General features: G+C 56.0%; 27 protein-coding genes and 1 tRNA gene. 10 read left to right on the top strand and 18 right to left on the bottom strand.

Translation table 11 applies throughout. The annotated features are described in order from the left end of the window. Positions 1 to 283 precede the first annotated feature (283 nt). The 11 genes from INT33_RS16215 to INT33_RS16165 form a co-directional block, all read right to left on the bottom strand. Positions 284 to 769: a C40 family peptidase gene (locus tag INT33_RS16215; RefSeq protein WP_192539359.1), complete on the bottom strand. Its 486-nt coding sequence runs from the start codon at positions 767 to 769 to the stop codon at positions 284 to 286. A gap of 208 nt (positions 770 to 977) precedes the next feature. Next, positions 978 to 1,607 (bottom strand): histidine phosphatase family protein, encoded by a 630-nt coding sequence (locus INT33_RS16210; protein WP_193092428.1) that lies wholly within the window; start codon positions 1,605 to 1,607, stop codon positions 978 to 980. Positions 1,608 to 1,659: 52 nt separating this feature from the next. Beyond that, on the bottom strand, positions 1,660 to 2,475 hold the full coding sequence (gene phnE, locus INT33_RS16205; RefSeq protein ID WP_018917603.1) for a phosphonate ABC transporter, permease protein PhnE: 816 nt from the start codon (positions 2,473 to 2,475) through the stop codon (positions 1,660 to 1,662). A gap of 31 nt (positions 2,476 to 2,506) precedes the next feature. After that, positions 2,507 to 3,343: a phosphonate ABC transporter, permease protein PhnE gene (phnE, locus tag INT33_RS16200; RefSeq protein ID WP_018917604.1), complete on the bottom strand. Its 837-nt coding sequence runs from the start codon at positions 3,341 to 3,343 to the stop codon at positions 2,507 to 2,509. Beyond that, positions 3,340 to 4,185: a phosphonate ABC transporter ATP-binding protein gene (gene phnC, locus INT33_RS16195; RefSeq protein WP_193092427.1), complete on the bottom strand. Its 846-nt coding sequence runs from the start codon at positions 4,183 to 4,185 to the stop codon at positions 3,340 to 3,342. The genes phnE (INT33_RS16200) and phnC overlap by 4 nt, the downstream gene beginning before the upstream one ends. 80 nt (positions 4,186 to 4,265) lie before the next feature. Continuing rightward, positions 4,266 to 5,231 carry a phosphate/phosphite/phosphonate ABC transporter substrate-binding protein gene (phnD, locus tag INT33_RS16190; RefSeq protein WP_193092426.1) on the bottom strand — a complete coding sequence of 322 codons (966 nt, stop codon included), beginning with the start codon at positions 5,229 to 5,231 and terminating at the stop codon, positions 4,266 to 4,268. Between the two features lie 126 nt (positions 5,232 to 5,357). After that, positions 5,358 to 7,094, bottom strand: coding sequence for a bifunctional diguanylate cyclase/phosphodiesterase (locus INT33_RS16185; RefSeq protein ID WP_193092425.1), 1,737 nt, complete (start codon positions 7,092 to 7,094; stop codon positions 5,358 to 5,360). A 254-nt stretch (positions 7,095 to 7,348) separates the two neighbouring features. Further along, on the bottom strand, positions 7,349 to 9,268 hold the full coding sequence (locus tag INT33_RS16180) for an alkaline phosphatase D family protein (RefSeq protein ID WP_193092424.1): 1,920 nt from the start codon (positions 9,266 to 9,268) through the stop codon (positions 7,349 to 7,351). A 29-nt stretch (positions 9,269 to 9,297) separates the two neighbouring features. Then, positions 9,298 to 10,665: a sensor histidine kinase gene (locus tag INT33_RS16175; protein WP_193092423.1), complete on the bottom strand. Its 1,368-nt coding sequence runs from the start codon at positions 10,663 to 10,665 to the stop codon at positions 9,298 to 9,300. Next, on the bottom strand, positions 10,662 to 11,336 hold the full coding sequence (locus tag INT33_RS16170) for a response regulator (protein ID WP_192539368.1): 675 nt from the start codon (positions 11,334 to 11,336) through the stop codon (positions 10,662 to 10,664). The genes INT33_RS16175 and INT33_RS16170 overlap by 4 nt, the downstream gene beginning before the upstream one ends. 34 nt (positions 11,337 to 11,370) lie before the next feature. Continuing rightward, positions 11,371 to 11,742, bottom strand: a complete 372-nt coding sequence (locus INT33_RS16165; RefSeq protein ID WP_193092422.1) for a PepSY domain-containing protein — start codon at positions 11,740 to 11,742, stop codon at positions 11,371 to 11,373. 220 nt (positions 11,743 to 11,962) lie between these two features. Between INT33_RS16165 and INT33_RS16160 the strand changes: the two genes are divergently transcribed. Further along, positions 11,963 to 12,439 carry a PepSY domain-containing protein gene (locus INT33_RS16160; protein WP_193092421.1) on the top strand — a complete coding sequence of 159 codons (477 nt, stop codon included), beginning with the start codon at positions 11,963 to 11,965 and terminating at the stop codon, positions 12,437 to 12,439. 74 nt (positions 12,440 to 12,513) lie between these two features. On the opposite strand, the gene INT33_RS16155 is transcribed toward INT33_RS16160, so the two are convergent. Next, positions 12,514 to 13,863: a Glu/Leu/Phe/Val family dehydrogenase gene (locus INT33_RS16155; RefSeq protein WP_226940234.1), complete on the bottom strand. Its 1,350-nt coding sequence runs from the start codon at positions 13,861 to 13,863 to the stop codon at positions 12,514 to 12,516. A gap of 109 nt (positions 13,864 to 13,972) precedes the next feature. Here INT33_RS16155 and INT33_RS16150 point away from each other — a divergent pair, with 109 nt between their 5' ends. Continuing rightward, positions 13,973 to 15,046 (top strand): DUF1853 family protein, encoded by a 1,074-nt coding sequence (locus INT33_RS16150; protein WP_193092420.1) that lies wholly within the window; start codon positions 13,973 to 13,975, stop codon positions 15,044 to 15,046. A gap of 68 nt (positions 15,047 to 15,114) precedes the next feature. Here INT33_RS16150 and proB read toward each other — a convergent pair whose 3' ends face one another. The 4 genes from proB to rplU all read right to left on the bottom strand — a co-directional run bounded on the left by proB (position 15,115) and on the right by rplU (position 18,266). Beyond that, positions 15,115 to 16,254, bottom strand: a complete 1,140-nt coding sequence (proB, locus tag INT33_RS16145) for a glutamate 5-kinase (RefSeq protein ID WP_193092419.1) — start codon at positions 16,252 to 16,254, stop codon at positions 15,115 to 15,117. Between the two features lie 83 nt (positions 16,255 to 16,337). Continuing rightward, positions 16,338 to 17,525: an Obg family GTPase CgtA gene (gene cgtA, locus INT33_RS16140; RefSeq protein WP_193092418.1), complete on the bottom strand. Its 1,188-nt coding sequence runs from the start codon at positions 17,523 to 17,525 to the stop codon at positions 16,338 to 16,340. Positions 17,526 to 17,665: 140 nt separating this feature from the next. Beyond that, positions 17,666 to 17,923, bottom strand: a complete 258-nt coding sequence (gene rpmA / locus INT33_RS16135; RefSeq protein ID WP_018917617.1) for a 50S ribosomal protein L27 — start codon at positions 17,921 to 17,923, stop codon at positions 17,666 to 17,668. A gap of 31 nt (positions 17,924 to 17,954) precedes the next feature. Next, complete coding sequence (gene rplU / locus INT33_RS16130; RefSeq protein WP_018917618.1) at positions 17,955 to 18,266, bottom strand: 50S ribosomal protein L21; 312 nt, start codon at positions 18,264 to 18,266, stop codon at positions 17,955 to 17,957. Between the two features lie 316 nt (positions 18,267 to 18,582). Between rplU and ispB the strand changes: the two genes are divergently transcribed. The 3 genes from ispB (at position 18,583) to INT33_RS16115 (ending at position 20,133) form a co-directional block, all read left to right on the top strand. Beyond that, positions 18,583 to 19,587: an octaprenyl diphosphate synthase gene (gene ispB / locus INT33_RS16125; RefSeq protein ID WP_192539374.1), complete on the top strand. Its 1,005-nt coding sequence runs from the start codon at positions 18,583 to 18,585 to the stop codon at positions 19,585 to 19,587. Positions 19,588 to 19,675: 88 nt separating this feature from the next. Beyond that, positions 19,676 to 19,752: transfer RNA gene (locus tag INT33_RS16120), tRNA-Pro, on the top strand. A gap of 114 nt (positions 19,753 to 19,866) precedes the next feature. Beyond that, entirely contained in the window at positions 19,867 to 20,133 is a 267-nt protein-coding gene (locus INT33_RS16115) for a hypothetical protein (RefSeq protein ID WP_193092417.1), read from the top strand. Between the two features lie 372 nt (positions 20,134 to 20,505). Here INT33_RS16115 and INT33_RS16110 read toward each other — a convergent pair whose 3' ends face one another. Further along, positions 20,506 to 21,576 carry a phage portal protein gene (locus INT33_RS16110; RefSeq protein ID WP_193092416.1) on the bottom strand — a complete coding sequence of 357 codons (1,071 nt, stop codon included), beginning with the start codon at positions 21,574 to 21,576 and terminating at the stop codon, positions 20,506 to 20,508. Continuing rightward, a complete protein-coding gene (locus INT33_RS16105) occupies positions 21,573 to 23,363 on the bottom strand; it encodes a terminase large subunit domain-containing protein (RefSeq protein ID WP_193092415.1) in 1,791 nt (596 codons plus the stop codon). The genes INT33_RS16110 and INT33_RS16105 overlap by 4 nt, the downstream gene beginning before the upstream one ends. A 144-nt stretch (positions 23,364 to 23,507) precedes the next feature. Here INT33_RS16105 and INT33_RS16100 point away from each other — a divergent pair, with 144 nt between their 5' ends. The 5 genes from INT33_RS16100 (at position 23,508) to INT33_RS16080 (ending at position 26,891) form a co-directional block, all read left to right on the top strand. After that, a complete protein-coding gene (locus INT33_RS16100) occupies positions 23,508 to 24,323 on the top strand; it encodes a GPO family capsid scaffolding protein (protein ID WP_193092414.1) in 816 nt (271 codons plus the stop codon). 53 nt (positions 24,324 to 24,376) lie between these two features. Then, the gene (locus INT33_RS16095; protein WP_193092413.1) at positions 24,377 to 25,429 is read left to right on the top strand and encodes a phage major capsid protein, P2 family; all 1,053 of its coding nucleotides are present in this window, start codon (positions 24,377 to 24,379) and stop codon (positions 25,427 to 25,429) included. 11 nt (positions 25,430 to 25,440) lie between these two features. After that, the gene (gene gpM, locus INT33_RS16090; protein WP_193092412.1) at positions 25,441 to 26,121 is read left to right on the top strand and encodes a phage terminase small subunit; all 681 of its coding nucleotides are present in this window, start codon (positions 25,441 to 25,443) and stop codon (positions 26,119 to 26,121) included. 99 nt (positions 26,122 to 26,220) lie between these two features. Further along, on the top strand, positions 26,221 to 26,682 hold the full coding sequence (locus tag INT33_RS16085) for a head completion/stabilization protein (RefSeq protein ID WP_193092411.1): 462 nt from the start codon (positions 26,221 to 26,223) through the stop codon (positions 26,680 to 26,682). Further along, complete coding sequence (locus INT33_RS16080; protein WP_193092410.1) at positions 26,679 to 26,891, top strand: tail protein X; 213 nt, start codon at positions 26,679 to 26,681, stop codon at positions 26,889 to 26,891. Before INT33_RS16085 ends, INT33_RS16080 begins: the two co-directional genes overlap by 4 nt. The last annotated feature ends 2 nt before the right edge of the window (positions 26,892 to 26,893 follow it).

Here is a 26,893-nt window from a genome sequence, read left to right as displayed (position 1 = left end):
TCCAGAAAGAGTTCGCGGCGGGTCTTTCGCTTCTTGTTCTGGTACTCGGCTTCTGAGAAGGTGATTTGATCCATGGCCGCACTGAATCCTATGCAGTTGACGATAGCCGTATTATCGCTGATGGCAGTGACTTTTTCAGAGCTTCCCTAGACCTTATTAGATGTTTTTATACATCAAGACTACTTTATTAGTCTCAGAAAAGTTAATTAAAAAAACGGCCTCACCTACTAGACAATCTAGACCGCAACAGGCTGGGAGGCTACGTTAAAAAATAGCAGGCGTGTCAAGGCGCAAGCGTAGCCGCGCCTAAAAAGCGCTGCTGCCAATAGTCGATATCCAGGGGAACACTGACCACAGCGCGGCCACTGCCAGGGGCATGAATCATTTGTCGATTGCCACGATAAATGCCCACATGGGTTGCCTTGCTGCGCTCGCCAAAAAACAGCAGGTCGCCGGGTTTGGGCGTGTCGGCCGTGGGAAGGGCCCGAAACTGTTCATCAGCGGTGCGCGGTACACGCATACCGGCGGCGCGATAGGCCAGTTCCACCAGACCTGAACAATCCAGGCCATCGGGGGTATTGCCGCCAAAACGATACGGCGTGCCGATAGCCTGCTGCGCATGCGCCAGGATCAATACACGCTCCATGGAGAGACCTTCCTGAGACCCTGAAGGCGGGAGCTGAGTGATGTCAGTGCCACGGCTGGCACAGCCTGAAAGCCACATTAACAACATCAAAACGAACGTAAGTTTTCCCAACGTGACGGGCATTGGCGACTCTCCTTGTGGCAACGCCTCTTATCATGGCGCAAACCTTATGGTGCCGCCAAGCGTAACTAGGTTCTATCTGAAAATTTGGCGAGCGAAGGCAAGACAAGGCAAAAATCGGCGAAGAAACGGAGTTTACAGGTTGTAAATGAGTATTCTGAGCCGATTTTTAACGCCGTATTGTCGAGCGTAGGCACTTTTCAGGCAGAACCTAGCGCCCAATCCACTCAATAAAACTGGTTTCGCCCAGCGCATGCTTTTCATGGCGCACACGGCTCATTGCAGCGTAGGGCAAATCCATCGCCAATACGCGCCCCAACGGCTGCTCCAGTACCTGGCGCAGCAGGCCGTTGCAGACAAACAGGTGGGCCACGACCAGCACATGCTTGCCGGGCGGATTGGCCAATAGATTGCGCCATACTTCAGCCAGCCGGTGATCAAAGGCGTCAATGGCTTCACCTTGCGGTGGTGAAACCGTCGCCGGGCTATTCCAGAAGGCGCTCATGGGGGCGGTGCCCTCCTCGCTGAATACCTCTGCGTGGGTTTTACCTTCCCACTTTCCCAGATGCAGCTCAGCAAGGTCATCCTCGATCTGTACCGGCAGCTCAAACTCTTCACCCAGCCACAGCGCAAACTCACGGCAACGCATTAACGGTGACGTCACCACCGCATCATAGGGTGGCCTGCCGTCCACGGTATGGCGCATCACGGCATCAGTGACCTGCTGCCAGCCGGTTTCACTTAGCGGATGGTCGGTGGTGCCGCGCAACATACGCCCGCCCACGGGCTCACCGTGGCGCAATAAATCAATCGTCGTAACGCTTGCATCAGGAAAACGCATCCTGGGCCCCTCATCTGGTACATTTCATTTAAAAGCTTGTCATCAAACCGCTTTAAATAATCGCATGGCGCACGCGCGCGGATATCCACTCAGAAACCAGCACCGTTGCGAAGATCATCACAAAAATGACGCTGACCTGGTTCCAGGCGAGGGTATTGATCGACGCATTGAGCTGTAAGCCGATACCGCCAGCGCCAACCAGCCCCAGCACCGTGGATTCACGAATATTGATATCCCAGCGATAAACGCTGATACCCGCAAACGCTGGCATGACCTGGGGTAGAACGCCATAGTTCATGATCTGCAAACGGCTGGCGCCGGTAGCGCTGATCGCTTCAACGGGCGTAGGGTGAATTTCTTCAATGGCCTCATAAAGCAGCTTGCCCACAAAACCGATCGAACGTAGCGCAATGGCAATAATGCCGGCCAAAACGCCCGGCCCCAGAATGGTGACCAAGAGCATGGCCCAAATCAGCGAATTGATAGAGCGTGACGAGACAATCACCATTAGCGCCAGACTACGCACCAGCGGGTGAGGCGTTGTGTTGCGCGCGGCGAGAAACGCTACGGGAAACGCCATCACAATCCCCAGCGCCGTGCCGAGCGTGGCGATATTCAGAGTGTCCCACATCGGCTTCCAGAGGATGCTGGCGTACTCCCACTTGGGTGGCATCATCCGGCTGAGAAGATCACTCCCCTGGCGACCGGCGTCTTCCACAAACACCCACATCGTATTGTCGGAAATCACCTTCCAGCAGAGCAGGAACAGGCTGATTCCCAAAAGCCATGCGCCAAACTGCAGCCACTGAGCGCGCGTGGTACGCAGTCGCCAGACAGGTATCCCGTGTGGGGAAGTCGAAACAGGCATATCAGTTCTCCAAAATTACCCGGCCTGGGTATTACTGCGTCCAACGGCGGACGTGGCTTGAGCTGTATTCACACAGCAGCACAATGGCGATGATGATCAGCAGGATGGCGGCCGAGGTATCGTACTCATAGCGGCTAAGCGATGTGTTCAGCGTGGCGCCTATACCGCCGGCGCCGACAATGCCGATTACTGACGACTCGCGGAAGTTGATATCCAGGCGGTACATGGAAAGCCCGATCAGGCGCGGCATGACTTGCGGCTGAATCGCGTGATTCATGGTCTGCCACCAGCTGGCGCCGGTCGCCCGAACGGCTTCTACCTGACGCCAGTCAAGGTCTTCAATATCTTCCGCCAGCAGCTTGGCCATAAAGCCGATGGTGGCAAACGCCAGCGTCAACATCCCGGCCAATGGCCCGAAGCCAAACATCACCACAAATAGAATCGCGATGATGATTTCCTGGAAGGTGCGCGATACGGCGATGATGCTACGACACACCACGTAAACCGGCAGCGGCGCAATATTGCGCGCTGCACCCAGGCCCACGGGAATGGCCAGCATGACGCCGATAACGGTGGACGTCAGCGTCATGGTCAGGCTTTCGATCAGCCCGTCGACGATATCGCCGCTGCGGCTCATAAAATCAGGCTGAGCAAACGCGCCAATAAAGCGCAGGCCGCGGCTGGTACCCTCGGCCACACGCGCCCAGTTAACCTCAACAGAGGCAAGCGCCAGAATTAAATACACCACGACGCCCAAAGCGATAGCCCAGCGTAACCATTGGCGATGGATCAGCGGTAGCCTGCGCCACTGTCCTTGGCGGGCCGCCTGTTGGCGGGCGTCTAAATACGCCTCGGCGTGCTCACTCATGGCGCGACTCCGCTCGCCATGGCGCCAGTAATATCCCGGCGCTCATATTGGGCAGGCGCGGGGTCGCTTTCAGGCTCATCCGCTGATTCCGGCGACGTATCCCAATCCTCTTCGCCGTAAATAGTGGTCAGGATATCGCTGGTCAGCTCGTCGGGGCGGCCATCAAATACGATCTGACCGGCCCGGAGGCCCACAATGCGGTCGGCAAACTGCTGGGCAAGCGCCACGTCATGAATATTGATAATCGTCGCCAATTCACGCTCAGCACACAGCTCGCGAATCAGGCGCATAATCTGGCGTGAGGTTTTGGGGTCAAGGCTTGCCGTGGGCTCATCCACCAGTAAAAGCTTGGGACTCTGCAGCAGCGCTCGGGCGATACCCACACGCTGACGCTGGCCGCCGGACAACGCATCGGCGCGCTTATCAATGGCATGAGGCAAGCCTACCCGCTCAAGTAGACGGAAAGCTTCGGCGACGGCGTCCTGGGGATAACGGCGCAGAAAGCTGCGCCAGAAGCCCACATAGCCAAGCCGCCCTGAAAGCACGTTTTCCATGACCGTTAGACGATCAACCAGCGCATACTCCTGGAAAATCATGCCCATTGAGCGGCGCGCCTTGCGCAGCCCGTTGCCTGAAAGACGGGTAAGCTCTACATCGTCCAGACGAATGCTGCCCTGGGTAGGTTCCACCAGGCGGTTCACACAGCGAATCAGCGTACTTTTGCCCGCACCGGATGGCCCAATCAGCGCCATCACCTGCCCTTTGGGCAGCGTAAGTTCGATATCGGTGAGCGCACGATCTCCGGTGGGATAACGCTTGGTAACGCCGCTGAGTGTCAACATCGTTCTACCTCTTATACATAATGTAACGGCCAGAAGGGGTTAACCTCCTGGCCGAATGTCTACAAAAATTATTGGCTGACTCAGTCGCAGTCGTACGTCACGCCGTTGGCATCAGCGATAGTGCGAATAACCGCCCACTGCTCTTCGTAGGTGATAGGGATAAATTGGGCTTCACCGGAATTAGCAAACTCTTCCTGCAGCGCAGAGCCTTCCCAGTCGTAGCTGAAGAACGCATCCTGAATTTTCTCAGCAAGCTCTGGGTTCAGGTTATGCGCCAAACCGTAGCCCGTGGTGGGAAAGGTTTCAGAGGTATAAATAATGTCGTAGTCGCCTTCATTGACCACGCCGCGGGCAATCATGCGCTTGCCTACCGAGTTGGCAATGGCAGCAGCGTCATAGTCTTTATTTACCACACCTAAAATGGAGTTATCGTGAGACCCAGAGAAAGCCGTCTCGAAGTCTTCATCGGCTTCCAGGCTATATTCAGAGCGTAACAGCGCGGAAGGCGCCCGGAATCCTGAGTTGGACGTCTCAGAAGTGAACGCCAGCTGACGGCCTTCCAGATCTTCGACCGATGCAATGCCGCTGTCTGGGTAGGTGATAATTTCCATCTCGTAACCAAAACTGCCGTCATCGGCGGCCATGATGGCAAACGGACGGAAACCGCCGCAGTTTACGGCAACCGGTACACCGCCGGTGTTAAAGCCTGCTACATGCAAACGACCAGCGCGCAGGGCTTCCTGCTGAGCAGCGTTGGACTGCACCGGAAAGAACTGGACTTTTTTACCGGTTGTTTCACTTAGGTGATCAAGAAAATCAGCCCATACATCGGCGTAAACCGCCGGGTCTTCAACCGGGGTATAGGCAAAAATCAATGTATCGGGGTCGACCCACTGCGACTCGTCGCTCGGCGTATCCGCCACCATATCGCCATCGTTATCCACGTAGCGCGTAGAAAGATCTGCCGAGGCATTGGCCGCTACCAGAGCAAAAGCACTGATGACAGCCGCGCTGATCAACGTGCGGGGCAGAGACAAAGAGTGCATAGGTCACCTAATGTGTTGTTCGAAGATAGCGCTATCCTGCCGACACTAGATGACAACCCTAAGACACTCTAATGACTAATTAATGACGCATCAGAAAAAAACCAATAGAGATCAAAGCGCCTTGGATTAGCAGGTACGACGCTCCACAAACATGCTGTTACCTACGATCTTCTTAGCCTGATGCTTTAACTCTGAAAGCTGCGCGGCAATGTCCAGCGCTTTGCAGACGGCGGGGTCGATAACCGGCTTAACGGCGACAGAGACGCTCACAAAGGGAAAAAAGCTTACGCTGCCCTGGCGGTTTTCAATCGAGATGCCGCCTTGTTCACGGTCGCTGTCCTCATAAAAACCCGGAGCCATCACTTCAAACGAGTCCAGGATTTGCTGACATACGTTTTCCCAATGGCTTAACGGCAGCAGCATCATAAAATCATCGCCGCCAATGTGACCGATGAAGCCGCCCGCGTTGTCTACCTGGGCCTGAAGCAAACGGGATAAGGCAATAATGACATGGTCGCCACGCGCATAGCCGTAGGCATCGTTAAACGCCTTGAAGTTATCCAGATCAACATAGGCCGCGGCAAAGCCCTGCTCGGCGGCAAGATAATTGGTCAGTGTTTCATTAATTAATATGTTACCCGGAAGTCCGGTGAGCGGGTTGGCATGGCGTGCCTGACGCACCTGTATAGCAGTAATCTCACGCAGCAAATCAATAATGCTGCCCATCCCCAGATAGTCACCATTGGCATCCACAATCACGAAGTCCTCCTGTTCGATATCGTGACTGTCGGTCAACTGCTGGCTCAATACTTCAAGCGGGGTATCCGCATGGGCTATCAATGGATTGGCATCCGCGATGTCCCAGACGCGGCGCTTGGAATAGAGCGAATGGCTATACGGGTTGGTGAACAGGGTTAAAAAGGCGTTACGGCGTACCACCGCGATAGGTTTGCCAGCATCTACTACCGCGACACAGCGCAAGCCGGTGTTATTTCTAAACCGCTCGGCCAATATAGGTACCGAACAGTCGGGCGAGACGGCCTCAATCATGCGAAAAATAGAGCGTGCCGAGCGCCCGGCAGGACTGGTTAGCTGGTGAGTGGCCGGCAGCAGGGTATGTAGCTGCAACGGCGGCTCAAAGCTTGGGCGGGCAAAGTAGAACCCCTGAAGAAGCGCCAAGCTGCGGTCCAGCTCCCACAGGCAGAGATGTTCAGCCGCGGTTTCCACCCCTTCAGCAATCAGCTGGCAGTCGAGGCTACGCGCCACGTCTAGTATCGAGCGTAAAAACTCCCGCTTGGCGGGCTCCTGATCGATACCTGAAATAAAGTGCCGGTCGAGCTTGACGAAATCAGGGCGCAGCTCCGACCAGTGGCGCAAGCTTGAATGCCCTGCCCCTAGGTCATCAAGTGCCACCTTAAACCCCATATCGCGGTAGTGATCGACCGCTTGGCGCATTAACTCGTAATCGTGAATCGGCACGTGCTCGGTAAGCTCGATGACCACCCGCTCAGGCGGCAGCCCGCTTTCGCGGATAAACCCTAGCGTTAGCCCTTCCTCAAAATCGCGCTCAACAATGGTCAGCGGCATGACGTTTAAAAACAACAGCCCGGGAAGCTCAAGCGCGGCAAAGCGGCGAATGGCCAACCGCCTGCACAGCAGATCCAGCTCAACTAAAAGTCCCGCCTGCATGGCCACATCAAATAGGCGCAGCGGCGAATGAAGCGGCGACGTTTCAGGCCCGCGAATCAGCGCTTCATAGCCATAAATGGCCTGTTGGCTCGCATCCACGATGGGTTGAAACAACACATGCAGATCTTCTGCTTCAATAATGCGATTAAGCCAGTGTGCTTCTTGAGCGGTCATATGTGGGTTGCCTTATCAAACGTCATGAGGGCTATTTGTTTATAAAGACTGTTACTAAAACTGTTGTTAAGGACGGTCGTTAAAGACAGTTCGTATAGCAGCGTCATTAAAACGGCCCACAGGAGCGAGCATAATCAAAATTTAATATCGACCTTAGGGGGTGTTAAGAAAGGCTTTTAACGCGGGCTGTCTTATCAGCCAGCGTGCGACATTTTTATGACGTTTGTATGACTACTAGCAGGCTATCGATAGCCTTACTGCTGTAAATCATCGGGGGGTGGGAAGACGACATCATTGCCATTGACATCTAGCTGGCGAATATCTACCGGGCGGCCTTCATCATCCAGGGTTACCAAGCCAATGCCGCTGGCATTCCAGAGCCGTTCCCCGGCACTGGCTCCACTGGGGTCGCGGGGATGAATACTCAGCTTACGGCGCTTGGTAAACCAGTTAAGCGGCGACCAGGGCGCGTAAAGCCAGCGGTTAAGCCGGTCAAAAGTGTTTAACAGCTGAACCGGGAAGGTATTCTTGATGCCGCTGGAGGTCACCTGCCATAAATGCGGCGCTTGCTTTTGGCGGCGCACAATAATGTCGTAAGCAAACGAGTAGTGCACATCGCCAGACAGAATCACGTAGTTGCCCGGCGTTTTTGAGTGTCGCCAGATTTGCAGCAGCACGTTGGCCGCCCCGCGGTGGGCCATCCAGTTTTCGGCATCCACCACCAACGGTTTACCCACCCAGGTAAACAGCTTTTGAACGCCCTCAATCAGCTTTACCCCAAACATGGGCGCCGGCGAGACAATCACGGCGCTTTTACAACCCAGCAGGGCCTGCTGCATTTCCATGAGCGCCTCCCAATCCATTAAGCCGGAAGGATGCTTGGGGCTACGCTCGCTGCGCCAGCGACGAGTACGGGTATCCAGCACAATCAAGGCGGGCGTGCCGGGCACCTGAAATTCCCAGCCCTGAAAACGCAATAATCTCTCGATCAACGCATCCTGCTGACTAATCGAAAGCGGTCCTGTCTCAGTCAGTAATTCAGTCGCCTGCTCGATCAGCGGATTGAGCTTATCCGGTGCATTGCCCCACCCCTGACACAGCAAATAGGCCACCAACGCGTTGCCAATAATGCGTTTTGAAAACGGATGGCCGTAAGCGCAGCGCTCCCACTCGGCGGTCAGGTTCCAGTCGTCGGTGACATCGTGGTCGTCAAAAATCATCAGGCTGGGCAGATGGGCCAAAAGCCTTGCGCACTGCGGCAAGCCTGCCACAAAGTCATCCACAATGGCCTGCTCCTGCCGGTAGTTCTCGGCATCCTTGGCGTTAAGGGCAGGCTCATCAGGCGTCATGATCTGCCAGGGAACCGGCGACCAGACAAGGCAATACATGGCGAGCATTTCCGCCAGCGTCATCAAATGATTAGACGCATTGGCCGAGGTGAATACCGGTTTCTTCACCCCGCCAAAAAAGCGTTCGCGCAGGGCCACGTTACTGTTGATATCAGGTAGTAAAGCTTCACGCTGGTAGTAACTTTCAGGGGCAGCGTAAAGCGCCTGGCTGTCCTTGACCGTCGCCCCCTCAAGCAGCTCGTCTACCAACCCCAAGCGCTCAATCAAGGTATGCACGGCGCGCAGCATGGGGCCTGCCACATCATCGACATAGACCTGGTCGCCGGTCATCAGCAGCCACGCTGGCCATTCGATAGTCGCTTGCTGCCTTTCGGATAGAAATTGGTCAGCGCGCACTAGTCCGTCGGCGCTGGGATGGTGGGGTTTACGGCACGAACCGTGCATTAGCCGATGATGGCGCGAGGCGATGACGAATGCCGGATAGGCCGCGCCTTCATAACATAGCCAGGGCGCCCAGTCGGGCAGGGATTGCCATTCGCCTTGCGTCGTTTGGATACGCAGGTCGTACTCTATGCGCTCGTCGGTGGGCAACGCCTGAGGTAAGCGAACATCGATCAGATAGATAAAAGCATGTCGGCCAATGGGCAAGCGCTGGTGGTGATCGTTAACATTAAACCGCTGCTCGTCGCGATCCCCGGGGCGCAGCACCAACGACATCGCCAGTGAGCGCGAGGCAACCAGCCACATTACCAGGCGTGTAGGGCTAATACGCCGCAGCAGCGGGCCCACCAGCACATCAGGCAGTGCATTATCCACAGCGGTCATAGCGTTTGCTCTTTATTAACCACGGGTTGTTAACCACGGGCTATTACAGGAAGTTCGATAGATACCTTTAACCCTCCCGCCTCGGCGCGTTGAAGTTGCATGTCACCTTGGTAGAGAGTGACGAGATCTGCCACGATTGCCAGGCCCAGACCGCTTTGTGAGCGCTGCTCATCCAAACGCTTGCCGCGCTGAACCGCTTCCTGGCACTCGGCTTCCGTCATACCGGGGCCGTCATCGCCCACGGTCAGTTGAAGGGTCAAATCCACTGCCTGCACCTCAAGCGTTACCTCGTGACTTGCCCAGCGTAGCGCATTATCCAACAGGTTACCGATAAGCTCCTGAATATCCTGAGTGTCCATATGTACTCGCGGCTGACTTTCCCAGCATTGCTGTAAGGTAATATTGCGCCGCTGCGCAAGCCGACCCAGGCCACTTAATAAGGGAGAAAGCGTGCCATACACATCAATCGGCGCAAAACGCCCACCTTCACCAGCGGCCGAGGCCCGCGCCAAGTGATGCCGCACGGCGCTGTCCACGCGGGTTAATTCGACATCCCAGGCGCTCCGGCGCTCTTCGGGCAGTTGGCGTACCAACAGGCGCATCACGCTTAACGGGGTTTTCAGCGCATGGGCCAAATTGCCGGCCGTATGCCGCCCTCGCTCGATCAGCCGCTGGTCACGCGCCAATACGGCGTTCATGGAAGCCGCGAGCGTGGCAAGCTCATCAGGAAGATCAACGGCTAGCTGCTCGGCCCGCCCCTGCTCGACATCTTTTAAATTAGCCTGCATACGCCGTAGCGGCGCAAGCCCCCAACGCACTTGCAAGCCGAGTACGCCCAGCAGCAGCGCGCCCAGGCCCAGCAGCCCCAGCCACAGCAAACGCTGGAACTCGTGCATATCGCTGACCAGCTCGTCATTCCGAGCGCCGACACTAACATGTAGCGGTGCTTCTAATGGCGCCAGATAGATATCGCGCTCCACCACGCGCAGTGATTGTTCCCGCGGGCCCGTCACTTCACGACCGTTGGTTTTTTCATCATCGGTTACCGGCAGACGCTGATCCCACAGCGAGCGCGAGGTAACAGAATGCCCCTGCTGGTCGGTAATCTGCCAGTACCAGCCTGAAAACACCTGATCAAAGCGTGGGTCACCCAGCGCCCGCTCATAGCGCAGCTGTTGAGTGAAAGGATCAAAGGCAACGCCTGCAATTATCACATTTAGAGTGGCTTCAAGCCGCTCGTCAAAAGACTCCGTCGCGGCCTTTCGATAGTGGTGTGACAACAGCGTGCCCGCCACCGGCAGGGCAATCCCAATCATCAGTAAAACAGCGAGCAGCAACCGCAGGCTAATCGAGCGGCCCGACCAGCGGGTTCGCCATGAGGGCGCAGGCTTACTCATTGATCGTCTGGCGCTTCAGCCAACAGGCGGTAGCCCAACCCTCGAAGCGTGGCAAACCGCCAGGCACCCAACTTACGGCGCAGCCGACTTATCTGTACATCGATAACGTTTGAATCAGGCTCATGATCGCGGTCGTAAACGTGTTCAGAAAGCTCAATGCGACTAACCACACGCGGCGCGGCGTGCATCAAATAGCTCAGCAGACGCGTTTCCTGGGCGGTTAGCCCAACCGGCCTTCCCGCCAGCGTGACATGTTGGGTATGGGTATCCAGGCTTATTTCACCGACTTTAAGCACCGGGTGCGAATGGCCGTGACTGCGGCGCACCAAGGCACGCAGGCGAAACAATACTTCAGCGGATTCAAAAGGCTTGGTGACATAGTCATCTGCCCCAGCAGTAAAACCGGCGGCTTTATCGGCCCAGCGCTCGCGGGCGGTTAATATAAGCACCGGCAGATCGATACCATCTTCACGCCAGGAGGCGAGCCAGCGGGTGCCGTCGCCATCGGGCAGGCCTACGTCAAGAATCAACGTATCGTAGGTTTCCGTGCGCACTAGAAAGTCGGCCTCCTGGCCGTTTTCTGCATGCTCAACCAGCCAGTCACCATCGCGCAGTGCCTGGCTAAGCTCGCGCGCCAACGCCTGGTCATCCTCTACCAGTAAACACTTCATGTTATATGCCTTATGCGGGCTTGATTTGACAGATTCAGGGGCGGCGCATTTCGTTGATACGCACGCCTTCAATCGACATCAACTGACCGCTGTGACCATCAAATTCAAACTCTACCACCTGATTTTGAGGGCCCAGCAATTTTATTTCATACTCGACAGCACCGTGTTCACGCTCAACTTCTACCTCTAATACCTCACCGATATAATGCGCGTCCAGCCAGTCCAATATGCTTTCTAACGACACGACATCGCCACGCCGCACTTCGCCGTGCAGCGCTTCCCAGTGCTGATCGCCCACGGCGCTACCCGAAAGCAGCGCAGCCGAGAGCGCCCCGCCACCGATAAACGACATCAGGTGCTGGCGGGATTGCTTGAGTAATATGTTAAAACGCGCAAGTGCTTTCATAGGACAAGGATGCCAAAGGCAACATGAATGCCAGATGAACGGCTCGTTCAGTCTAGGGAAATAAGCGGGGTGCTATAAATACTCTGTCACATTCACGAAATGCCGCATTCACGAAATGCCATTACTTGCCTCAAGCATTTAACGACTGAAGAAGTAGTTAAAGACTAGAGAAGTGTTTAAAGACTAGAGAAGTGTTTAAAGACTAGAGAAGGATTTTGCCATGAACGCTATGAAGAAAATGCTGTTGATCCCGACCTCCGCCCTACTCTTCGCAGCAGCGGCAGGTAGCGCCCAGGCAGACTCGCTGCCCATGGATCGCATTGACGACGTCTTAACCCACGCCTCAGAGTACGGGTTCAGCCACTATGAAGAAATCAGCATTAAAAGCCGTGGCCGTGCTGAGGTAGAAGGCTGGCTGGACGATGAGTGGTATGCCGACATTGAGTTTTCGCTCGATAACGGTGAAACGCTACAAGAGAAGCGTGAGCGCTTAATTACCGGCGCATGGGGAATGAGTGAAGACGATATCCGTCAGGCGCTGGAGGTTGCGGCTCAGGAAGGCATGGCCGAGTTTGAAGACCTGGATATCGATAAAAGTGGCATCATCGATATCGAAGGACGTGACGAAAGCGGCCGCGAGCTTGAAATCAGCGTACGTCAGGGCTCTTCTGAAGTTACCCAGATCGACCGTGATTAAAGAACAGTGATTAAAGAACAGTAGCTAATCGTTAAGCTGGCTCCCTTTGGGCGCCCGCTTTCGTTTGCCTGCGCTTAACGGCAATCCAGACAGTTACCGCGCGCCATAAGGGCACCGGCAATACGCTCAATGCCCTGGCGGTAAGCGGCCTGCCGATAGGTAATGTTTTCCTGCTCGGCGCGGGTCAAGACGCTATTCGCTTCACTGATTAGCCGCGCATCCAGACGCTGGTTCACATCCTCTTCGCTCCAGGTTTCCCCCGCCCGGTTTTGCAGCCACTCAAAGTAGCTAACGATTACTCCCCCCGTATTAGCCAGCACATCGGGCAATACCGGAATATCGCGCTTGGCTAATGCAGCGTCAGCGTCACTGGTGAGCGGCCCGTTGGCGATTTCCAGAACTGCCCCCGCTTGTACTGCCTCGACGTTATCGCAATGAATCTGGTTTTCCAGCGCGGCGAGCACCAGTACATCTACGTCCAACGCCAGTAGCTCTTCCCCGCTGATTTGTGTACCGGCCTGACTTTTGGCCAGCTGGCCGTGCTGGTCTTTATCTTGTTTAGCCGCAGCAACGTCCAGACCGTCAGCGCTGTAGATCGCGCCGCTCGAGTCGGAAAGCCCAACGATCTTATAGCCCCGCTCGCTGGCTAAACGGGCAAAATGGTACGCAGCGTTGCCAAACCCCTGCACGGCCACGATCGTTTCCTGAGGTTCACGTTCATTCTGCTCGGCCCATAAATCCAACACTTTTAGTGCCCCTCGGCCGGTCGCCGAAACGCGTCCAGGCGAGCCGCCCAGCGACAGCGGTTTTCCCGTTATCGCTGCGGGTGCATGGGCACGCACGATATGTTCGTACTCATCGATCATCCAGCCCATGACAATGGCATCGGTGTTAACGTCCGGCGCGGGGATATCGCGGTCAGGCCCCATGATGTCGGCAATCGCTCGAATATAACCTCGCGCTAAACGCTCGCGCTCAAGCGCCGAAAGTACCTTGGCATCGACCTGGACGCCTCCTTTGCCGCCACCATAAGGCAGACCCACCACCGCGCATTTAATCGCCATCCAAAAACTTAACGTAGTGACTTCGTGCTGGTTAACATCGGGGTGAAAGCGTACACCGCCCTTGGCAGGCCCGAGGCTTGTATCGTACTGCACCCGCCACGCGGGAAACGCTTTCAAGCTGCCGTCATCCATGCGTACAGGAACGCTTACCTGAAGCGACAGGCTCGGTTGCATTAAGCGCGCTTGGGCGTCAGGGTGAATGTCCAGCTCCCTGAAAACATCTTCAAGACGCGAGCGCGCATCTTCAAACAGCGATGCGCCGGTTTGCGGCGTTAATGCTTGCGGGGCGGTCTTCTGTGCTTGGCTCTTCGAGGCGTTTTTATCTTTCGCTTTGGCCTTTTTCGATTTGGTCTTGCCCATTTAGCACACTCCTTTCCTTGGCGGGTGGCGGTTATCACGCTAATGTCGCTGTATAGGAAAGCGTAGCAGCTCAGCGCCAGTTAAGAACGACCACCTAAAGGAGAACTTCTTGCTGAATGCCCCGCCTGCTGAAGGCGTTTGCCGCGAACGCTACCCTTCGCCAGAATTGCCGTCGTCGGGGTCGACTGTACTCTGTGATCTGGCATGGCTTGCGCTCACACCTGACCTTATTGAACTGCCGCCCCCCATTCCCGATGGCGGACGCCCGACGCTTCACGAACTAGGTTTGGGGCACCATTTAACCGCCTGGCTTTCGGCGCTTACTCCCGCATCGCTTGCGGCGGCCAGCCATCAGAAGGCGACGCGCATGGGCCATTATCATGAACGGCTGTGGCATCTTCTGTTAGACACCGCCCCCAATACGCGCCTGCTCGCCAAGAACGTGCGGATTTATCATAAGCGCATCACGCTGGGTGAGCTGGATATGGTCTACCGCACGCGCGATAATCCGGCGCCGGTGCATTTGGAAGTCGCCATCAAGTTTTATCTCGGCTTGCCTGAAGGCCATGGCCCGGCGAACAGCCTAGACCGCTGGATTGGCCCGGGAGGGCTGGATAGCCTGGCGTTGAAATGCGCCCACTTGCGCCGCCACCAGCTGCCGCTTTCCACAACGCCGCTGGCGCTTGCCACGCTTGCACACTGGTTAACCCCACGCGACACGATGCCTTATTCACTCGATGTGGGTGAGCTTCTTACCCACCGCATCGCTATGCCCGGCGTGCTGTTTTATCCCTGGCATACGCCATTGCCCGCCCCTCAAGGGGCAACGCTTAACCATCGGCGTGGCTTATGGTGCTTTTTACGTGACTGGCCCGCGCTAGTGGATAGCTTGGTGGATGGCTCGATGCAAAGCTCAATGGAGAACTCAATGGAGAGCCTAGACACACCGATACGCATGGCTTGGCTACGCAAGCCTCACTGGTTAGCGCCGCCCAAAGTGGAGGATTTTGAGCCAATCGCCGCAGTAATGCCGGGCGTAGAGCGCTTGATTGAGCAGTACGGGCCGCAGCAGGTGATGCTGTATATACCTCATCAGCAGCGCGTTGAACGGGTGTTTATCGTGCCCAATAGCTGGCCCCGCCAAGTACCGCTACCTTCACGCATGCAATCACGGTCCATATAAAAACGCCGCTTACTGATCACAGTAAACGGCGTTTTGTATTGCCTATTTTCAGCTAAAGCGCGCTTGCGCTAGATCACCACTAGGTTATCGCGGTGAATAAGCTCATGGGCTTCTACGTAGCCTAGAATCGCTTCGATCTGATGACTAGGCTGTCCGACCAGCCGTCGCGCCTCCTCGACACCGTAATTGACCAGGCCCTTGGCAACGGGCATGCCCTGCTCATCAACGCAGACCACCATATCGCCACGCTTGAAGACCCCTTTGACGTCGCGCACACCCACCGGCAGCAGGCTGGAGCCTTTTTCGCGCAGGACTTTTATCGCCCCGGCATCCAACACCAGCGTACCGCGCACCTGCAGCTGACCCGCCAGCCAACGCTTACGCGCCGCCATAGGCGCCTGCTCAGGGTGAAGTAACGTGCCTAGCGCCTCGCCGCTCATAATTCGCGTAATAACGTCAGGCTGACGACCGCTGGCAATCACCGTCACCGCCCCCGAACGCGCGGCAAGCTTGGCCGCACGCACCTTGGTGCTCATGCCGCCACGTCCCAGCGCCCCACCACTACCAGCCACGGCGGCAAGGCGCGGGTCATCGGCACGCCCTTCGGCAATCATCTGGGCATTAGGGTTATGACGCGGGTCGGCGTCGAACAAGCCTTCCTGGTCGGTAAGCAGCAATAACGCATCGGCTTCCAACAGGTTGGCCACCAAGGCACCCAGCGTATCATTATCGCCAAAGCGGATTTCATCGGTGACCACCGTGTCGTTTTCGTTGATCACGGGAACCACGCGCATTTCCACCAGCGTACGCAGGGCCGATAGCGCATTCAGGTAGCGCTTGCGGTTGGAGAGATCGTCATGCGTCAGCAGAATCTGCGCCGTGAGCATATCGTGGCGGGCAAAATGCTGTTCATAGCACTGGGTAAGGCCATTTTGACCCACGGCCGCGGCAGCCTGCAGTTCATGCACCGCACTCGGGCGTGCCTGCCAGCCTAAGCGCACCATGCCGGCCGCAACGGCACCGGAGGACACCAGCACCACTTCGATACCCTGCTGATGCAGCTCGGCCACCTGGTCAACCCAGCCGCCAATGGCCGCTTCATCCAGGCCACGCCCGTCATTGGTCAGTAGCGCACTGCCAATTTTAACCACCACTCGGCGAGCGCGGCTTAGCGCACGGCGGCCGCCCCCCAGCTCATGACTCTCCATCCGTTTCTACCTTATCAGGCACGTTATTAAGTACGTTGACCGCTAAGCGCTAGCACATTGAGCAAGCACGCCCGCATATTTCATCAGGGCGCGTATTCGACCTCAACGTCGTAATCATCGTCATCGAAATCTTCGTCATCTTCGTCATCAGGCCGCTTACGACGACCCAGACGCTCTTCGATGCGGGCTACCGACTCTTCTTCCATACGGCGACGCATTTCCTGCTCGCGGGCAAGCGCGTCTTCATCTTCGTTCTCAAGGCGACGCTGCTCGGTCAGCCAGCGGTACGCGGCCTGAACCAGCTTGTCCGTGCCTTCACTGCTAATCGCCGAGATGCGGAACACCGGGCCTTCCCAGCCAAGCGCGTCAATGATCGCTTGAGCGCGTTCTTCACGCTCATCTTCAGGCAGCAGATCAAACTTGTTCAACACCAGCCAGCGCGGGCGCTCGGAAAGCGCCGGAGAGAACTGGCCAAGCTCATGCACAATCGCCTGAGCGGCTTCTACCGGGTCAGACTCATCAAAGGGGGCTACATCTACGACATGAAACAGCAGGCGCGTACGGGTCAGGTGCTTTAGAAAGCGCAGCCCCAGACCAGCACCTTCAGAAGCACCTTCGATCAGCCCCGGTACGTCCGCCATCACAAAGTGTTCGTGCATCCCCAGCTTCACCACCCCCAGGTTCGGCACCAGGGTGGTAAATGGGTAATTAGCCACTTTAGGCTTGGCCGCTGAGACCGAGCGAATCAGGGTGGATTTACCTGCATTGGGCATGCCCAACAGGCCAACATCCGCCATGACTTTCATTTCAAGACGAAGATTACGTCGGTCGCCTTCGGTACCTGGCGTGGTGCGTCGCGGCGCACGGTTGGTAGACGACTTGAAGTGGATGTTACCCAACCCACGACGACCGCCTTCAGCCACCAGTACTACCTGGCCAATTTCGGTGACATCCGCGATGACTTCCAGCGTATCAACGTCCACAACGGTGGTGCCTACCGGGACCTTAACGTGTAAATCTTCACCGGCTTTACCGCTCATCTGACGGCCCATGCCGCCCTGGCCGTTTTCAGCCTTGTAGAAACGCTGAAACTTGAAGTCGACCAGCGTATTGAGCGAGTCGTCACCAATCAGGTAAACGCTGCCTCCATGACCACCGTCACCACCATCGGGGCCACCTTTCGGTACATATTTTTCGCGGCGAAAGCTCAGACAGCCATTGCCGCCTTTTCCCGCCTCAACAATAATCGAGGCTTCATCGACGAACTGCATAGATTCTCCCGGCCGCTTTCGCCGCCCTATATGCAACCCCCTTGTTTCCGTGAGTAGAACAAGAGGACTTAAACAGACAAAAAAGCCCCGCCATAGCGGGGCTTTTTTTCATTAACTACGCTCTACGCAACCTGAGTTGCTTATTCAGAAACGATGCTAACGAATTTGCGGTTTTTCGGGCCTTTGGTCTCAAACTTCACAAAGCCTTCGTTCAGTGCGAACAAAGTGTGATCACGACCTAAGCCAACGCCAGTACCCGCGTGGAAACGCGTGCCGCGCTGACGAACGATGATGCTACCGGCGTTCGCTGCTTGGCCACCGAAAAGCTTAACACCGAGGCGTTTGGATTCGGAATCGCGACCGTTACGCGTGGAGCCGGCTGCCTTTTTATGTGCCATTGCAAAATTCTCCTTTCAGGGAATGAACCGCTTACGCGGAAATTCCAGTAATTTTGACTTCAGTGAACCACTGACGGTGGCCCTGACGCTTCATGCTGTGCTTACGGCGACGGAATTTGATGATGGTTACCTTGTCGCCACGACCGTGAGAAACGATCTCAGCGGAAACCTTGGCACCACTGATCAGCGGCGCGCCGATGTTGAAATCATCGCCATCTGCAACCAGCAGCACTTCATCAAACTCAATCGTTTCGCCGGTAGCGACTTCGATTTTCTCAAGCTTGAGGGTCTGGCCTTCTTGAACGCGGTACTGTTTGCCACCGCTCTTGATAATTGCGTACATGTCGCTCTCCGGACTTGTCGTTAATGCGGCTATGCCCTGCATAACCAGCGCTCATCACTTACGCTCTTTCGAGTCGTGCTCTTATCAACCTGCTGCGAGTGGCGCCCCTTTTGGCAGCCATCTGACAGGGAGCATGATGAGTGGGTCGCGGATTATAACGACAATCGCTCTCTACCACAAGACTACTGGCCGTTGTCAATTGATGTTTATTATCTGCTGTACGCACCATGCCTTGAACGCGCCTTGACGCTTTCCCGGCAGCCCCATAGCATGACTTCAATTTAGTCCTTTCCACCTGCCGCGATGAACGGAACCCATGACCGCCAACGTCTCCCCACCCCCGACTGCCAGCCCAACGCCCTCACCGCTGCACGCCGTGGTGGCAGATGACTTTGAAGCCGTCAACCGGACGATCGTTGAGCAGCTCACCTCGAAAGTCCCGCTCGTCGAAACCATTAGCCAGTACATTATTGAAAGCGGCGGCAAACGCTTGCGGCCAATGCTGGTTCTGCTGGCAGCCCGCTCGCTGGGCTACCAGGGTGACAAGCACATCACTCTGGCCACGCTGATCGAGTTTATGCACACTTCGACGTTGCTCCACGACGACGTAGTGGATGAGTCGCATCTGCGGCGCGGCAAAAAAACCGCCAACGATGCCTGGGGTAACGCGCCGTCTGTCTTGGTCGGTGACTTTCTCTATTCACGCTCGTTTCAGCTGATGGTCGATGTTGGGTCGATGCAGATCATGGCGATTCTCTCCAGCGCCACCTGCACCATTGCCGAAGGCGAAGTGCTGCAACTGACCAATATTGGCAACCCGAGTATTTCTGAAGCGGATTACTTTGAAACCATTCAAGGTAAAACCGCCATGCTGTTCGAAGCCGCCACCCACAGCGGCGCCGTGCTTGCCGACGCCACACCTGAACAAGAGCAGGCGCTCAAGCTTTACGGCCGTTACCTCGGCCTTGCCTTCCAGTTGATTGATGACCTGCTGGACTATCAGGGCGATGCAGACGCCATGGGTAAAAACGTCGGCGATGACCTGGCCGAAGGCAAGCCCACCCTGCCGCTGATTCACGCCATGGAGCAGGGCACGCCAGAACAGGCCAAGCTGATTCGCCAGGTGATCCGTAAAGGCGGCCTGGAGCAGCTGGATGAAGTGCTGGCCATTATTCACGCCACAGGCGCGCTTGAGTACACGCGTAAGCGCGCCGACGAGATGGCCGATAAAGCGCTGGCGCAATTAGAGTTCCTTCCGCCCAGCCCTTACCGTGACAGCATGGCTCAGCTCGCCCGCCTGGCCGTTGACCGGCAAGCATAAAATTCGCATTACAGCGGTGTCGGGGCTTGATAAAAAGCCCCTAACTGTGTAAGATTCGCCCCGTTGTTGAGCACTGCCCAGCAACGTTCGGAATATAGCTCAGCTTGGTAGAGCGCTGCCTTCGGGAGGCAGAGGTCGTAGGTTCGAATCCTGCTATTCCGACCAAGAACACTATTAAAAACGGCCACTTAGCTAAATCAGCAAGTGGCCGTTTTTGTATTTGACTGGTTCTAGGTAGCAAATAGGTAGCAAAACAAAATATTGCAGGGGCAGTGGTTAATGAACAGATCACCCCAAAAGCTCAAACGCTTCACTTATTACCTACGCCAATCCCCCCGCCTTGATTACTACATCCAGTTTGATATCCGCACACAAAGCCAGGGCGCAAAGATCGGGTTAACCCCAGCCGATACCGAAGAGCTATGGCTGACTTACGCGGAAATGCCCACCGTGGTTGCGGATCTGGTCGATGAACGAACCTGGGAAGCTCACCGTAAACCGATACTTGAAATGCTCGCCGCGCACTACCTCACGGCGTCTGATTAACCAATGCAAAAACTGCATAATTGCGCATGAAAACGCATAAAAATATCACCCCTTATAACCGCCCTTCCGCCCAGCAGTGGCGCGGCCTGAGTACCTGCCGCAATAGTGCATAAAAACCACTATATTTAGCGCGCGGGCGGGGCGGGGTGACGATAGCGCGGCGCGGGTCGCCGCCGTTGGTGGGTAATTAGGCCGTACAGCTCGCACAGGAAGTTTTCTTAGTCTTTGAGTGGTCAGGGCTGCGTATTTTTAGAAGCGCTTACAGCGAATAATAGAGCTAATAAAAAGGCTAATGCGTTTCATTTATATATGCTTCATTCGTACGCGCACAAAAAAGCCGCCCAGGCGGGCGGCTGCGATTGAGGGTGCCGGTTACTCGGCGTCGGGATCGTCCAGCCGGTAAGGGTTGAACTTCACTATCTCCTCGCCAACGTGTTCGTTTATTTCCCGCATCGTTGCTTGTAACGGTTCCAGCTCATTAGCTACGAATACTCGTGCGGCTTTCTCAATGTCACCGAAGCCTGCTGTATTTTGCGGAATAATGCCCATTAATTGCGGCGGTATACGATGCCCCGCTAACTGGTCATCGCGGGTAATATTCTTGATGTTATAGAACTCATCTTTAGCCGCTACCTCGCTTACCGGGATAATCTGAACACCGTCCTTTTTCCCCCGGGGCGAGTATAAAAACAAGTTACGGAAATTCCCCGGTCCCTTTGAATCCTTCAACGCTTTGCGCATGTCATCAATATCCTTTTGATCATGCGCCGGGTCGTTCACATACATGATAAAACCAGCGTGCGAGCCGTTCAGGTAGTACCGGCGCCGAAACAGCGTAGCGCTCTCGTTTAACCAGGCGCTTTGAAGGCTGCCGATATAGTCAGGCACCCCGTAAACGCTTTGATCGATGTCGGGCTCCAGTAAATGGATGGTCCGCCCCGCCGGTAGCTCTGTGCGCTCCATGTAGTTGGGTATCCACCAATACCGATCGTCATTACCCCGCCGCATGTACTTGCTTAATCGATGTTGCAATTTTAGCCGCCGCCCCAGGCGTCCGCGGATCTCTTCCAGGTATCCATTGCCAAACGTGAGGTAATCAAGAGCCACGCCGCTAAAATCACGGCGGGATAGCATGGGGTGGGGGATAAACGTTTTTAATAGAATGTTGCGCTTAACCTGCAAAGCGCTTCCATGGTGTGGGGTGGCCCGGTAAGTTTGAGCCAGTACGCTCAACGGAATCGGTGGCTCGTACCATTCATCAGGCGTTAGCCACACACCCTCATACCAAACGTCCCGCATCGATGTAACCGGCTCAGGGTCGCCAAAGCTAAACGCCTCCATCCTGCCACTACCACCGCCGGTGGCCTCCACCGGCGCGGCCTTCTCAGTCTCATACGCATAGACCCGGTGGCGGGGCTTTGCCGCAGCGGTGTTGGTCGTCATTCGTAAACCTCCATAATTGATTTACCCACGCCCTCGGTGGTCGGGCCGTCGATAGGTTCGAAATGTAGAGCGTGCATCGTTGCCCACGCTAAATCGGCGTGGCCGGTCGCCTTGTTGCGACCTGACACGTAAGTGAATTGGCGACCGCTGGCGGTCAGTTCTTTTTTGATCGACATAAACGACGCGGCAAGATCAGACCAACCCGCGTCGAATTCCAACCTATCCTTGCGGATGATCTGCTGAGCCTGCAGCACCATTGATGTCTTCAATGCCACGTCATAGCGATAGCGCACCACCGTTGGGAACCATTTCTCGACGTGCTCAGCAACAGCGCCGCCAATGCCTGTCGTATCGATCCCGATATGGGCAATGTTGTATTTATCGCGGAAGGATTCGATAAACGCGGCCTGGTCTTCGTAGTCCTGGCCTTTGAGGCGGTGGCGCTCCAACACGCGGTGCTTTTCCTCTCTTGAGCGTGCAGGCAGCACAATAACTAGCCCGGCTCCGTCACCATCTTCACCGGTACCGGTCGGGTCGTAACCTATCCAAACCTCACGATCGCCAACGGGGCTAGGCGCGTAGGGCCGGTAGTCGTCCCACACTTCCCAGCTATCGACCATGCAACCCTTCATCGTCGCCAGCGGGAAAGCGCTCTGGCTATCATCGACAAACCCACACATCAGCAGGTTGTCGAATTCCTCCGGCGAATATTCAAGACGCAGCTGTTCAAGGTCGAACAGGTCACAGCCGCCCGCGATAGCATCCATGACGGTGACGATCTGCCGCCAATGACCATCGGGGCATAGCTTTCCGTTTTTCAGTGCCTCGTGGGATACATCAAACTCGGCGCGCTCGCTCTTCTTACGGCGCTTGTTGAACAGATCACCATTCCAGAACGGATAACCCTCGTGGCCAACACTCGAAGGCGTAGAGAAATACGTCTGCCGCCACTTCTTGTGCATGGCCATGCCAGACGTAACCTTGCGGAACTCGGCAAAGCGATGAATCCAAAAATACTCATCCAGATACACGTCGCCGTGATAGCCCTGGGCGGTTTTGCTGTTGGTACCCAGAAAGTGCAGCTCGGCGCCGTTATCCAATACGATGGGGTCGCCCTTCAACTCAACGTCGCAGGTCTCTTTAACGAACTGAATAATGTAATTGCGGAAGATATGCGCCTGGGCGCGGCTGGCAGAAAGGAAGATCTTATTACGCCCATGCTTAAACGCATCGACGATAGCCTCGCGTGCGAAATACCAAGTAGCACCAATCTGGCGGCTTTTGAGAATGTTGCGGATCCGGTGCTTCTGCCCCGCCTCATTCCAAACTGCTTGATACTCAAACAGCGAATCTAAGAACGCTGCTTCCAACGCCTCAATCTGCTCATCATCAAGCGCGTTACGGCGTGGCTTGCGTTTCGGCCCCGCGTTGCGCGCTTCGATGTTCGGGTTTAAATCCGCTTCGCTGCCGGTTTCATGGTATTTGCGAACCCTGGCCAAGCGCTCGATCTGCCTGCCTAGTAGGTCAATTTCCTTGAAATGCTTGCCTTCCTTTTCCGGTAGCCCAATGAGCTGAACCATCCGCGCTTCAAGCGAGTGCTCTACACGCTCGGTCGGCGTCGCATCTTCCCACCTATCACGGGCTTTCCAGCTATGTACGGTCGCGGGTTTCTCACCAATATGCTCGGCAATACGCGCAACTCGCCACCCTTGCCAGTAGAGGTGCCGGGCGGTCATGCGCGGGGATTCTGTCGCGCTAGGGATCAAGTCGGGGGCTGTCGTCGTCATGTCGCCAGCGTACCCGTCGCGCGCGATGCCCACGCCTGCCTTGCTTTGTCTTGCCCAGCTCGCACAACGTGTAACCGTTGAGCCCAAACGCATACACGCGGAACCTGAGCGCATATCGAACAGCCACCGCCCAGGAACCCCAACATGCCCAAGTTTTTCCGCGTCGCCACCGAAGGCGCAACCACCGACGGCCGCGAGATTCAGCGCGAATGGATCGAGCAAATGGCCGCAAATTACGACCCCAAGAAATACGGCGCGCGCGTCTGGATGGAGCACATTCGCGGCATGACAGCGGACAGCGTATTTAACGCCCTGGGCGATGTCCTCTCAGTAGAAGCACGCGAAGTGGAAGACGGGAAGCTCGCCCTGTTCGCCGAGATCGATCCCACCGACGAACTCAAGGCGATGAACAAGCGACGCCAGAAGGTCTACAGCTCTATTGAGGTAAACCCTAAGTTCAGCGACACCGGCGAAGCGTATCTGGAAGGCTTGGCGGTAACCGACTCCCCCGCGTCGCTGGGTACGGACATGCTGCAATTCAGCCGAGATAAAGGCGCTGCATCACCGCTGGCCACTCGCAAGCAGCACGCTGACAACCTCTTCACCGAGGCCGTGGAAATTGATCTCGACTTCACCGAAGAGAAGCCACCGACCGCCGACGGCTTGAAAGCCAAGATCGCCGCCTTATTCGGCCGCCAGGACACCAAAACGGCAAGGGGCTTTGAAGCTTTCCGCACTGAGCTGGAAGGCACCCTCGAAGTGGTCGCCGACCACTACAACGCCCTGGCCGATGAGCTGGAAAACCGCCCCACCGCCGAACAGTTCGGCCAGCTCCAAACCGAACACAACGATCTGAAAAAGCGCTTCGAAGAGCTTTATAACCAGATCGATAACGAACCGGATACCACGTACCGCGCCCCCGCTACCGGTGGCGGCGTCGTTGAAGAAACCGACTGCTAAGCGCTGGCCAGACGAAAAACCAGCCGCCGCCACTTGATCAAGGGAACATCTAAATGCGCAACGATACACGCAAGGCCTTTAACAAATTCAAAACCCGACTAGCCCAGTTGAACGGCGTCGATAACACCGGCGACCATTTCAGCGTTGAGCCCAGTGTCCAGCAGACGCTGGAAAGCAAAATGCAGGAATCCAGCCAGTTCCTTCGCAGCATCAACGTAATTGGCGTAGATGAAATTAAAGGCGAAAAAATCGGCATGGGTGTTTCCGGCCCGATTGCCGGTCGTACCAATGTAGAAGAGAAGGATCGCAAAACCCGAAGCGTTACCGACCTATCAAGCCAACAGTACGAGTGCGTAAGCACCGAGTTTGATACTCACATTCCTTGGGCGCGGCTGGATGCCTGGGCACGGTTCCCTGACTTCCAGGCACGTATTCGCAACTTGATCATTCAACGCCAAGCGCTTGATCGCATCATGATCGGTTTTAACGGAACCAATGCAGCGGTGGAAACCGACCCTGTTGCAAACCCGCTTTTACAGGACGTTAACAAAGGCTGGCTTCAGCAGTATCGCGACAACTCGCCCGAGCGCGTACTAAAAGAAGGTAAAACCGCAGGAAAAGTCGTTATCGATAAGACCCCCGTTAAGAATGATGCTGGTGAGGTCACTGGTATCAAAGGCGACTATGCGAACCTCGATGCGCTGGTATCCGACGTTAAAAGCCAACTGATTGAGCCTTGGTACCGTGAAGACCCGTCATTGGTGGTCATTATGGGTAGCCAAATGCTGGAAGATAAATACTTCCCCATGATCCAGCAGCACGGCCAAACGCCCACCGAAACTATCGCGTTAGATCTGCTTCTCAGCCAAAAGCGTATGGGGGGCTTGCAAGCGGTGCGCGCCCCGTTCGTGCCGGAAGGCACCCTTATGATTACGTCGCTGGCCAACCTCTCGATCTATTGGCAGATCGGCAGCCGCCGCCGCTACATCAAAGATAAGCCCGAGCGTAAACGCGTAGAGAACTACGAATCCAGCAACGACGCCTACGTCGTTGAGGATTACGGGTTCGGCTGCGTCGTCGAAAACATCGAAATCGTCGAAGCGTAAAAAGGGACGTTATGAAAAGCCCAGCCCGTAAGCACTTTGAACAAGTGACCGCCGCGAAAGCGGCGGGCGCTGCCACCCCCGGCGAGCAACAACAGGGCGAGCAATACGAGCTACACGCTCGCGCACTCTATGAAGCCCGTCGCACGCTCAAGGCCATTAAATCCATTCAAGGCAAGGTCGAGAAGAAGTGCGAGCTATTGCCCGACTTCCTGCCCTATATCAACGGCGTGCTGAGCGAAGGCAAAGGCGCAAAAGATGACGTACTCATGACCCTAATGGTCTGGTGCATCGACGTCGGCGATTACGAAAAAGCCCTCGAAATTGGAGCCTACGCGGTGAAACACAACATCGAAACGCCCGACCAATACGACCGCGACACCGTCAGCATCCTGGCCGAAGAGATCGCCGACGGCGTCAAGTCAGCGCTGGAAAAAGAAAGCGTCGACGCCGACGCGCTCGCCAACGTTATGGCTCGCTGCGTCGCAATCGTCGGTGATGCCGATATGCACGATCAAATCAAAGCCAAAGTGCATAAAAGCTACGGCTACGCACTCCGCGCCGCCGAAAATGCCGAAGGCGCACTTGCCCAGCTCAAGCGCGCGTTAGAGCTGAATGAAAAAATTGGCGTAAAGCAGGATATCCAGCGGCTAGAAAGTCAGCTCAAAAAACAGGGCGAACAGGCCACCGCCTGACGCCAACAGAGTCGCACCCGACGGCAAGGGGGCACCGCTAAGCAAGGGCTTATAGCCTCGCGCGAAGTGGTCCACCCCCTTCTTAAATAGGTTGCCATTATGCTTGGCCACAGCTCAAACCCACCCAGCAAAACGCTGGCCATCATCATTAATAACGGCTTTTGGCCAGATGTAGACCCGAACGCATTCCGCGATGAAGAGCGAGTTACGAGCATAACCGATGTGCGTATTCGCCAAAGCCTGCGCGCCGCCATGGCGGATATCAATCGCCAGCTGGCTAGTTACCAACATAACCAGCAGCAAGCTGGGCGCATGGCATGCGACGCAATACCGCCCGAACCTTGGCAATCACCCGGTGATATCGAGCTGCTCTATACCCGAGCCATCTACGCCCAAGCCCAAGCGGATTTACAGGAGCGTTACCGCGACTATTCCGCCACTGGTGAAGGCAAAAAACGTGGCGAAACGATGGACACCGCCGCAGACGACTACCGCGCCGATGCCCGCGAAGCCATCGCCGAGCTGACCGGCCGCAATCACACCACGGTCGAGCTGATATGAACCGTGTGGCCTACGCTAATCAGGGCGAAACGCTCGACGGCCTGCTCTACCGCGTCTACGGCAAAACCGCTGCGATTACCGAACAAGCACTGCGGCTCAACCCGCACCTGGTTAACCAAGGGCCAGTGCTGAAAGAAGGAACCCCGGTCACGCTGCCCCCACCGCCGGAAGCACGCGAGCCCAAACCCCAAATACAGCTTTGGAACTAAGC

It is taken from the genome of Halomonas colorata (genome assembly GCF_014897985.1).
Lineage (GTDB): Bacteria > Pseudomonadota > Gammaproteobacteria > Pseudomonadales > Halomonadaceae > Vreelandella > Vreelandella colorata.
This window is presented reverse-complemented; position numbering and strand designations above follow the sequence as displayed.

Bases quoted from the DNA above. Each gene is read 5' to 3' on its own strand.
- INT33_RS16085 (WP_193092411.1), top strand. From the start codon at position 26,221: ATGCTTGGCCACAGCTCAAACCCACCCAGCAAAACGCTGGCCATCATC.
- gpM (WP_193092412.1), top strand. From the start codon at position 25,441: ATGAAAAGCCCAGCCCGTAAGCACTTTGAACAAGTGACCGCCGCGAAA.
- proB (WP_193092419.1), bottom strand. From the start codon at position 16,254: ATGGAGAGTCATGAGCTGGGGGGCGGCCGCCGTGCGCTAAGCCGCGCT.
- INT33_RS16210 (WP_193092428.1), bottom strand. From the start codon at position 1,607: ATGCGTTTTCCTGATGCAAGCGTTACGACGATTGATTTATTGCGCCAC.
- phnC (WP_193092427.1), bottom strand. From the start codon at position 4,185: ATGTTGACACTCAGCGGCGTTACCAAGCGTTATCCCACCGGAGATCGT.
- INT33_RS16185 (WP_193092425.1), bottom strand. From the start codon at position 7,094: ATGACCGCTCAAGAAGCACACTGGCTTAATCGCATTATTGAAGCAGAA.
- phnE (WP_018917603.1), bottom strand. From the start codon at position 2,475: ATGCCTGTTTCGACTTCCCCACACGGGATACCTGTCTGGCGACTGCGT.
- INT33_RS16180 (WP_193092424.1), bottom strand. From the start codon at position 9,268: ATGACCGCTGTGGATAATGCACTGCCTGATGTGCTGGTGGGCCCGCTG.
- phnD (WP_193092426.1), bottom strand. From the start codon at position 5,231: ATGCACTCTTTGTCTCTGCCCCGCACGTTGATCAGCGCGGCTGTCATC.
- INT33_RS16155 (WP_226940234.1), bottom strand. From the start codon at position 13,863: ATGGGCAAGACCAAATCGAAAAAGGCCAAAGCGAAAGATAAAAACGCC.
- rplU (WP_018917618.1), bottom strand. From the start codon at position 18,266: ATGTACGCAATTATCAAGAGCGGTGGCAAACAGTACCGCGTTCAAGAA.
- INT33_RS16100 (WP_193092414.1), top strand. From the start codon at position 23,508: ATGCCCAAGTTTTTCCGCGTCGCCACCGAAGGCGCAACCACCGACGGC.
- INT33_RS16160 (WP_193092421.1), top strand. From the start codon at position 11,963: ATGAACGCTATGAAGAAAATGCTGTTGATCCCGACCTCCGCCCTACTC.
- phnE (WP_018917604.1), bottom strand. From the start codon at position 3,343: ATGAGTGAGCACGCCGAGGCGTATTTAGACGCCCGCCAACAGGCGGCC.
- INT33_RS16170 (WP_192539368.1), bottom strand. From the start codon at position 11,336: ATGAAGTGTTTACTGGTAGAGGATGACCAGGCGTTGGCGCGCGAGCTT.
- INT33_RS16175 (WP_193092423.1), bottom strand. From the start codon at position 10,665: ATGAGTAAGCCTGCGCCCTCATGGCGAACCCGCTGGTCGGGCCGCTCG.
- cgtA (WP_193092418.1), bottom strand. From the start codon at position 17,525: ATGCAGTTCGTCGATGAAGCCTCGATTATTGTTGAGGCGGGAAAAGGC.
- INT33_RS16110 (WP_193092416.1), bottom strand. From the start codon at position 21,576: ATGACGACCAACACCGCTGCGGCAAAGCCCCGCCACCGGGTCTATGCG.
- INT33_RS16105 (WP_193092415.1), bottom strand. From the start codon at position 23,363: ATGACGACGACAGCCCCCGACTTGATCCCTAGCGCGACAGAATCCCCG.
- INT33_RS16080 (WP_193092410.1), top strand. From the start codon at position 26,679: ATGAACCGTGTGGCCTACGCTAATCAGGGCGAAACGCTCGACGGCCTG.
- ispB (WP_192539374.1), top strand. From the start codon at position 18,583: ATGACCGCCAACGTCTCCCCACCCCCGACTGCCAGCCCAACGCCCTCA.
- INT33_RS16115 (WP_193092417.1), top strand. From the start codon at position 19,867: ATGAACAGATCACCCCAAAAGCTCAAACGCTTCACTTATTACCTACGC.
- rpmA (WP_018917617.1), bottom strand. From the start codon at position 17,923: ATGGCACATAAAAAGGCAGCCGGCTCCACGCGTAACGGTCGCGATTCC.
- INT33_RS16215 (WP_192539359.1), bottom strand. From the start codon at position 769: ATGCCCGTCACGTTGGGAAAACTTACGTTCGTTTTGATGTTGTTAATG.
- INT33_RS16095 (WP_193092413.1), top strand. From the start codon at position 24,377: ATGCGCAACGATACACGCAAGGCCTTTAACAAATTCAAAACCCGACTA.
- INT33_RS16165 (WP_193092422.1), bottom strand. From the start codon at position 11,742: ATGAAAGCACTTGCGCGTTTTAACATATTACTCAAGCAATCCCGCCAG.